This is a genomic window from Bradyrhizobium altum (assembly GCF_020889705.1).
Lineage (GTDB): Bacteria > Pseudomonadota > Alphaproteobacteria > Rhizobiales > Xanthobacteraceae > Bradyrhizobium > Bradyrhizobium altum.
In genome coordinates, this window is record NZ_JACMYP010000338.1 from 1 (window position 1) to 7,851 (window position 7,851).

The window sequence follows — 7,851 nt, forward strand, 5'->3', positions numbered from 1 at the left end:
CGTCGGCGGTCGCGATCGCGACGCTCTCCTCGGCGCCAACGAAGAACGCGCGGTCGCCGAGAAAATGCACCGAACCGACCGCCGCGCCGAGCGGAAGCGGCTTGACGCGGTCGGTGATCGAAACGATGGAAGAAGGGGCCTCGCCCGGATCGAACTCTTTCATCACGTGGTGATGCACTGCTCGAAGCCGTCGCGGATCGCCTGCTCCGGCAATTCGCGACCGATGAACACGACGCGGCTTTCGCGCTTCTCGCCGTCCTTCCATTTCCGCTGATGATCACCCTCCAGCATCATGTGGACGCCCTGGAAGACGTAGCGGTCGTCATCGCCGGTGAAGGCGAGGATGCCCTTCGAACGCAGGATCTTCTGGCCCTCGGTGGCGACGAGGTTCTGCAGCCAGGGCATGAACTTGGTCGGATCGAGCGGCTTCTCCGAACGCAGCGACAGCGATTGCATGTCCTCGTCGTGATAGTGCTTCAGACCATGGCCGTGATCGTGGTGATGGTGATCATGACCGTGGTGATGATCGTGGTCATGGTCGTGACCGTCGCCGGCCTCGAGGAAATCGGGCTCGATCTCCAGGATGCGGTCGAGGTCGAACGCGCCGCGCTCCAGCACGTCGGCGATCCCGACCTGGCAACGCTCGGTGCGATGCAGTTTTGCGTACGGATTGATGCCGCGGATGCGGGCTTCGACCTCGGCGAGCTCAGCCTTCGAGACCAGGTCGGTCTTGTTCAGCACGATGACGTCGGCGAACGCGATCTGGTTCTTGGCTTCCGGCGCGTCCTTGAGGCGATCGCTCAGCCATTTGGCGTCGGCGACGGTCACAACGGCGTCGAGCCGGGCGTTCTTCTGCACGTCCTCGTCGACGAAGAAGGTCTGCGCGACCGGCGCCGGATCGGCAAGGCCGGTGGTCTCGACGATGATGGCGTCGAACTTGCCCTTGCGCTTCATCAACCCATCCATGATGCGGACGAGGTCGCCGCGCACCGTGCAGCAGACGCAGCCATTGTTCATCTCGAACACTTCCTCATCGGCGCCGATGATGAGGTCGTTGTCGATGCCGATCTCGCCGAATTCGTTGACGATGACGGCGTATTTCTTGCCGTGGTTTTCCGACAGGATGCGGTTCAACAGCGTGGTCTTGCCGGCGCCGAGATAGCCCGTCAGCACGGTCACTGGAATCTTTTGCGAAGCTTCAGCCATAACAACTCCGAATTGGGGCCGCGCTCAATCCCGGCAGGGAGGCCCCTGCCCCTAGTTGGCGAGCGCGCTGGTCAGGGCCTTTATATTGTGCCTGACCATATCAATGTAAGTGGGTGCTTGGCCCTTTTCGGTCGTCAAACTGTCCGAATACAGGGTCCCGCCGACCCTGGCCCCGGTCTCAGCCGCGATCCGCTCGATCAGGCGCGGATCGCTGATGTTTTCGAGAAAAACTGCCGGAATTTTCGCGACCTTGATCTGGGCGATGATGGCGGCGATATCGCGTGCGCTGGGCTCGGAATCGGTCGAGACGCTGAGCGGCGAGAAAAACGTAATTCCGTAGGCGTCGGCGAAATAACCGAAGGCGTCGTGGGTCGAGATCACCTTGCGCCGTGCGTCCGGTATTTTCGCCACCGCCTCATGCACCTCGCGGTCGAGCGCCTCGAGCCTCGCCAGATAGGCGTCGGTATTGGCCTTGAAGACGCCGGCACGGTCGGGGGCAGCGGCGATCAGCCCGTCGCGAATATTGACGACGTAGATCTTCGCATTGGCCACTGATTGCCAGGCATGCGGATCGTCATGGCCGCCCATCTTGCGCGGCATGATCCCCTTGGTTGCCACCGCGACCGGCGCCTTGCTGCCGGAGGCCTGCAAAAGGCGCGGCAGCCAGCCCTCGAAGCCGAGGCCGTTGATGACCAGCAGCTTGGCGTCGGCGACCTTCTTGGCGTCTGCCGGCGTCGGCGCATAAACATGCGCATCGCCGTCGGGCCCGACCAGCGCCACCACGTCGACGCTGTTGCCGCCGACATTGCGCACCATGTCGGCGAGGATCGAGAAGCTCGCAACGACGTTGATGCGCTCCTCGGCGCGCGCCGCGCCGCTCGCCAGCATCAGTGCCAGACCGATCAATCCAACCAATCGCCGCATCGTCGTCACGCCTCGAGATGGCGGCCGGGAAACAGCTGCCGAACCAGGCCGCTGACATTGCCGAACAGCAGCGACACAATATAGAGCCCCGCCGCAACCAGGATGATCGCGGGGCCGGAGGGAATCCGGGTCTGGTACGACAGCACCAGCCCGGCATAACCCGAAACGATCGCGCTCGCGACCGCGATGCAGATCATGGTCGTGATGTCGCGCGACCAGAACCGCGCGATGCCGGCGGGCAGGATCATCAGCCCGACGCCGAGCAGCGTGCCAAGCGCATGGAAGCCGTTGACGAGATTGACCACGACCAGCGCGAGGAAGGCGAGATGCGCCGGCGCGCGGCCCGGCTCACGGTGCGCAGGAACACCGGATCGACGCATTCGATCACCAGCGGGCGATAGATCACCGCGAGCACCAGCAGCGTGATGGTGGCGTTGAAGGCGATCACCAGCAGGGTCTGGTCGTCCATCGCGAGGATATTGCCGAACAGCACGTGCAGCAGGTCGATATTGGTGCCCTTGATGGAGACAATGGTGACGCCGAGCGCGAGCGAGACCAGATAGAAGGTCGCAAGCGAGGCGTCCTCCTTCAGTTCGGTGGTGCGGGCAACGAGGCCCGCGAGCAGCGCCACCGCAAAGCCCGCGATCAGGCCCCCGGTCGTCATCGCGAACAGGCTGAGCCCGGAGACAAGAAAACCGATCGCAGCCCCCGGCAGGATCGCATGCGCCATGGCGTCGCCGACCAGGCTCATCCGCCGCAGCATCAGGAACACGCCAATCGGCGCACCGCCGAGCGACAGCGCGATCACGGCAGCGAGCGCGCGGCGCATGAATTCGAACTCGGTGAAGGGCGTGATCAGCGCGTCAGTCAGCATTGGCGTCAGGCGGCCCGTGAGCGCGGATCGGCCGCGCAGGCCGCGGCACTGTCGTCGAACGCTTCGCACATCCGCATCGCGACCGTCAGATTGTCCGGCGTCAGCGTCTCCGCGGTCGGGCCCCATTCGACCGGGCCGCGCGCCAAGAGCAGCGTTTCCGGGAAATTGTTGCGCACCATGTCGAGGTCGTGCAGCGCCGCCAACACCGTGCGCCCCTCGCCGTTCCAGCGCTTCACCAGCGCCAGCAGGTCGGCGGTGGTCTTGGCATCGATGGCGTTGAACGGCTCGTCGAGCACGATCAGGCGGGCATCCTGCAACAGCACGCGCGCGAACAGCATGCGCTGCATCTGGCCGCCGGACAGCGTGCCGATCGGGCGGTTCTCGAAGCCGTTGAGGCCGACCGCGGCCAGCGCCGCCCGGATCTTGTCGCGCGCGGCCTTGCCGATGCCGCCGAAGAAACCGGTCGAGCGCCACAGCCCGGTGCCGACGAAATCGAACACCGAGATCGGAAACGTACGGTCGATGTCGGCGGATTGCGGCAGATAGGCGATGTCGCGGTGCTCGAGCCCGTCGAGATCGATCACGCCCGACAGCGGCTTCAGCACGCCGGCGATGCCGCGCAGCAGCGTCGACTTGCCGGCGCCGTTCGGGCCGATCACGGCGAGCAGCGCGCCCGCCTCGACCGCGCCGTTGAGATGATGCACCGCCGGATGGCGGTCATAGCCCAGCGTGACGTCGCGGAAGGTAACAAGCGCGCTCATGGTCACCTCATCGCCAGCCAGACGACGCCCCACAGGCAGGCAGCGACCGCGAGCGCCGCGGCCAGCCGGGCCGGCACGGGCATGCGCAGGATCGACCAGGGCGCGGCCTGGGCCGGATGTGCCGAGGGGCCATGACCGTGCCCGTCGGGATGGCCGTGGCCATGATGGTGGTGGTCGTGGGTGTGCGTATGCGCCATGGGGAAACTGTTATATTATAACATAACGCGAGTCTACAAATGAGGAACTCATGGCCGCTCCGCAAAACCGGGAGAGATTCGAGCTGCGCCCGGCAGGGTGACGCTCTCGTCTATAGCTTTGTCCGGAAACCACGCCACGATGGAACCGTCGGCTACCAGCGCCAGGATCGGGATTTCTGGATCGAGCACCGGCCGGGTTGGAGCTGGGGCCTGGGACCCTCAGAGCCAAACCTGCACCGGCCGCCCCTAGAACGTGCTGCCGGCCGATCCAGGGCGATCACCCGCCGGACGGCGACTGGGTGAACCGCAAGGGGCCGAAGTCGTATGTCTATAGCCTGGTGTATGTGAGCTAGGCCCTCACATACACCAGGAGCGAAGTTTGTAGGCAAGGGGTCGTCATATCCTTCGGCCGTCTCGAAGCTATCAATCCCGTCATCCTGAGGTGCGAGCCTCTTCGGCGAGCCTCGAGGGATGCGCGGCCCGGCTGGCGGCCGATTCATCCTTCGAGGCTCGCTCTGCTCGCACCTCAGGATGACGGGCGCAAATCTCATGCATTATTGAACTGGGATGAAGTCGTGACTTCGCGTTCTCGCGACATGATGAGCCCGAGCTTTGCTTTTCGTTTCGCCGCTCTGAGAACAGAGGGCGCAGGGAAAGCCGGGTGCCGATCGCACCCATGGGTCCCGCGTAGTAAAAAACGCGGGAGGTAGGACCACAGGTGTAACCGGGAACATCCCGGCTTTCCCTGCGCGGTGGTTTTACGGCTTATTTCGTGCTCTCCCCGGCGAGACTGGGCTTGTTTGTCACCGTCTCCGCAAAACGCTTACGCGTTTGCGACGAGACACCGGCCGCTAGGGCGTCAGGACCACACGACTTCGCCGTCCGCTTCACATGCGTTCGTCGCTTGCATGATCCGCGTCCACCGCATCTCACCGCAACACTCCTGACGATGCGCAGCGCCCCTCGATCGGGTGAGACGGGCAATCTATAGCACTGAGTTGTGCTTCTGATAAAGCGAAATATTTCCGCGCGCGAGGATTGACAGGTTTTTGCTGAGTTGCCCGTCGGGTTGTTTTGTCGCACCCGCAGGAAGGCTGGAGAGACGGCAGCCAGTCTACTGGCACACCGGCGCGGTCAGTTTTGGGTCAGCTGGTCTTGCTGACCAATACGCCCGCTGACTGAGCTCCGCTTCGTTTATCGCGGGAGCACATACGTAGCTCGTCTTGCCAATGCACATGGGCGAGCCAATCGAGAAGATGAGGTTTTCGTAGATGCAATAATTGCCGATCCCGGATGGCAGATCGGTCGGCGGCGCTGTGGAGCCCCCAAAATAGGGCTGCGATGAACCGCCCGGCGCCCTGTCTTGCGCCTCGGCCGCGTAAAGGGAAATCAATAGCGTCAGACACGTGACGATGCGGAGCATGATCCCTCCGGTCAAAGAATGCCGGCGAAGCGTCGGGCGACTTCCGGCGCGGGAAGCGCAATGGCAGCCGCGACGGATCGCTAGCAGGCTAATATGACACTTGCTTTGCAAGTTGGTGCGCCCCGATCGCAAACAGGTTCAGGCAGCCGACCCTGCTGACACCATGCTGTCAGCAGGACGGGCGTACGCAGACCTCGTGCGGGTGCAACCCCGGGCGGGGATTGGGAGGCAGCGCGGCATGCACGATCGCTCATCTGACGTCGCCCAAGAGCGCTCGACCCTGATCACGTTCGTTCTTGGCCTTGGCGTATTCCTGATCCCGTTCGATGTGACCGCGGTCGTGGTCGCGATGCCCGGCATTGCCAGGGATCTCGGGTTCGCGGTTGCCGGCTCCGCCTGGGTCATCGACGCCTACAGCCTCGCCCTCACCGGCGCGCTGCTGGCATCGGGCGCTCTGGCGGATCGTTTCGGCCGCCGGCGCGCGATGTTGGGCGGCAACGTCGTTTTTCTGCTGTCTTCGATTGCCTGCGGCGCGGCGACGAGCGGTCCATTGCTCCTCGCCGCGCGCGTCCTGCAAGGCATCGGCGCCGCTTTCCTGATCACTGGCGCGATTGCGCTGGTCGCCGGGGCGTTTCCACATCAGGGTCAGCGAGCACGGGCCTTTGGCACCATCGGGGTGATCTCGGGCGTTGCCATGGCGTTGGGCCCCACGCTGGGTGGCCTGCTCGCCGCTTGGTTCGGCTGGCGCTGGATCTTCTATGCCAACATCCCGGTTTGCCTCGCGCTGGCGCTCGCAGTGCCGCGGGTCGTTGCCGAGACACATGAGCCGGACGGACGCCCGCTCGATCCTCCGGGTATCGTGCTGCTGACATTGTCGCTGGGTCTCGCAATCGACGCACTGCTAAGGCACGACGCCGCGCCGATCGTGAGAGTGGCCAGCCTGATCGCAAGCGCGACGGCAGCATTCACATTCGTCCGGCAGCAGTGGCGCAGTCCGCATCCGGTACTCGACCCGCGCGTGTTCGCGACAGCGCCGATGATCGGGGTCGGCACATCGCTGACCTCGATCCAGTTTGGCTACTGGGCCGTCCTGGTCTATCTGCCGCTGTTCTTGAGCACCGGCCTGCATGTGAGCATGGAAGTGGCGGGGGTGGCGCTGCTGGCGGCGACGCTGCCGATGCTCCTGGTGCCCTTGCTGGGCGGTCGCTTCGTCACCCAATGGGGCTGGCGGCTCTTCTTCATCGTGGCCCTCGGCATCATCGCCTCAGGAGATGTGTTGCTCGTGGTGGCGGCGCTGTCCGCCGACGCTGCAATGCGCGGCGGCGCAACGGTCGCCGGCATGCTGACGATCGGCATTGGCGCTGCGTTGGCCAACCCGCAATTGGGAAGCGTCGCTCTGGCGCTCGCGCCACCTGCGCAGGCCGGTATGACCTCCGCCATGACCATGATCGTCCGGCAGGCCGGCTTTGCCATCAGCATTGCCGCGCTAGGGGCGGCGCTCGGGACAACGGATACGGCGCCGGCATTCGCAGCCCCGTTCATCCTCGCAGCGCTCGGGGCGATTGCCGGCGTGGTCGCCGCCGCCACGCTGTTTCCTGCTGCGGAGAGCAGGACGTCGGAAAGCCGGGCGGAGCAGCGGTAGGGTACCCTCTTTCGTCGTTCCGGGGCAGCCCGAGGGGCTGAGCCCGGAATCCATCGAGCCGCCGAACGCGTGGTGAAATGGATTCCGGGCTCTCGCTTCGCGAGCCCTCAGGTGCGCAATTGCGCACCGGGGAATGACGAGGAGAGATGTGCCTACGCCTCCCTCGCGTAACTCTTCAACCTCGCCTCCAGCACCGCGAGCACCTGGTCGCGGACCGGATCGCGGGAGCCTTTCAGCCAGGCGGCGGCGAGCGGCAGGCGGCCGGTGCTGCTGCCGCGCTTGAGCCTGAGGGGAACGAAACGCACGCCCGGGATCGCCATCCGCGCGGTCCAGCGCGGCACGATGGCGACGCCGAGCCTTGCTGCGACCATGTTGACGATGGTCTGCTTCTCGTCGGCGATCTCCTGGATGCGCGGCGTCAGCCCGGCCTCGTCGAACAGTTTTGTCGTGAGATCGTGGCTGTGCGGCCGCGAGCGGCGCTCCGGCACGATCAAGGGCTGATCGGCGATGTCGGGCAACACGATCTGCTTGCGCCGCGCCAGCTTATGCTTGTGCGACAGCGCCACCACGGCGGTCTCCTGCAGCAGCGGAACAAACTCGATGCGCCGGTCGGGCCGCTCCGGCGGGCGCACGAAAGCGAGATCGAGCGCGCCCGACAACAGCTTCGGCAGCAGCCGAATGGTCTTCTCCTCCAGCAGTTGCACGGCGACCTCGGGATGGATCGCGCGGAGGTCGCGCAGCAGCGGCGGCAGCAGCCCGGCCGCGGCGCTGTCGATCGCGCCGATCCGGAAGCGCCGCGCCTGCGGCTTGCGCAGGCGACGGCG

The 7,851-nt window shown here is 65.1% G+C and carries 7 protein-coding genes and 2 pseudogenes; 1 reads left to right on the top strand and 8 read right to left on the bottom strand.

Annotated features, from left to right (window positions below):
- The 7 genes and pseudogenes from H8B02_RS48735 to H8B02_RS42480 all read right to left on the bottom strand — a co-directional run.
- Positions 1-163: pseudogene (locus H8B02_RS48735) on the bottom strand (WD40 repeat domain-containing protein); the annotation flags it as partial.
- Complete coding sequence (locus H8B02_RS42455) at positions 163-1,206, bottom strand: CobW family GTP-binding protein (protein ID WP_229171665.1); 1,044 nt, start codon at positions 1,204-1,206, stop codon at positions 163-165. The gene H8B02_RS42455 and the pseudogene H8B02_RS48735, both read right to left, overlap by 1 nt.
- 51 nt (positions 1,207-1,257) lie before the next feature.
- Entirely contained in the window at positions 1,258-2,130 is an 873-nt protein-coding gene (locus tag H8B02_RS42460) for a metal ABC transporter substrate-binding protein (protein ID WP_229171667.1), read from the bottom strand.
- Positions 2,131-2,135: 5 nt separating this feature from the next.
- Positions 2,136-3,004, bottom strand: a pseudogene (locus H8B02_RS42465) (metal ABC transporter permease).
- Positions 3,005-3,009: 5 nt separating this feature from the next.
- Positions 3,010-3,765, bottom strand: coding sequence for a metal ABC transporter ATP-binding protein (locus H8B02_RS42470; protein ID WP_229171668.1), 756 nt, complete (start codon positions 3,763-3,765; stop codon positions 3,010-3,012).
- 2 nt (positions 3,766-3,767) lie between these two features.
- The gene (locus H8B02_RS42475; RefSeq protein ID WP_229171670.1) at positions 3,768-3,962 is read right to left on the bottom strand and encodes a hypothetical protein; all 195 of its coding nucleotides are present in this window, start codon (positions 3,960-3,962) and stop codon (positions 3,768-3,770) included.
- Positions 3,963-5,076: 1,114 nt separating this feature from the next.
- Positions 5,077-5,385 carry a hypothetical protein gene (locus tag H8B02_RS42480; protein ID WP_229171673.1) on the bottom strand — a complete coding sequence of 103 codons (309 nt, stop codon included), beginning with the start codon at positions 5,383-5,385 and terminating at the stop codon, positions 5,077-5,079.
- A gap of 163 nt (positions 5,386-5,548) precedes the next feature.
- Between H8B02_RS42480 and H8B02_RS42485 the strand changes: the two genes are divergently transcribed.
- Positions 5,549-7,027 carry an MFS transporter gene (locus H8B02_RS42485; RefSeq protein ID WP_229171675.1) on the top strand — a complete coding sequence of 493 codons (1,479 nt, stop codon included), beginning with the start codon at positions 5,549-5,551 and terminating at the stop codon, positions 7,025-7,027.
- A 152-nt stretch (positions 7,028-7,179) separates the two neighbouring features.
- Here H8B02_RS42485 and H8B02_RS42490 read toward each other — a convergent pair.
- Positions 7,180-7,851 (bottom strand): LysR family substrate-binding domain-containing protein (locus H8B02_RS42490; protein WP_229171676.1); only part of this gene is annotated, 672 nt, incomplete at its 5' end.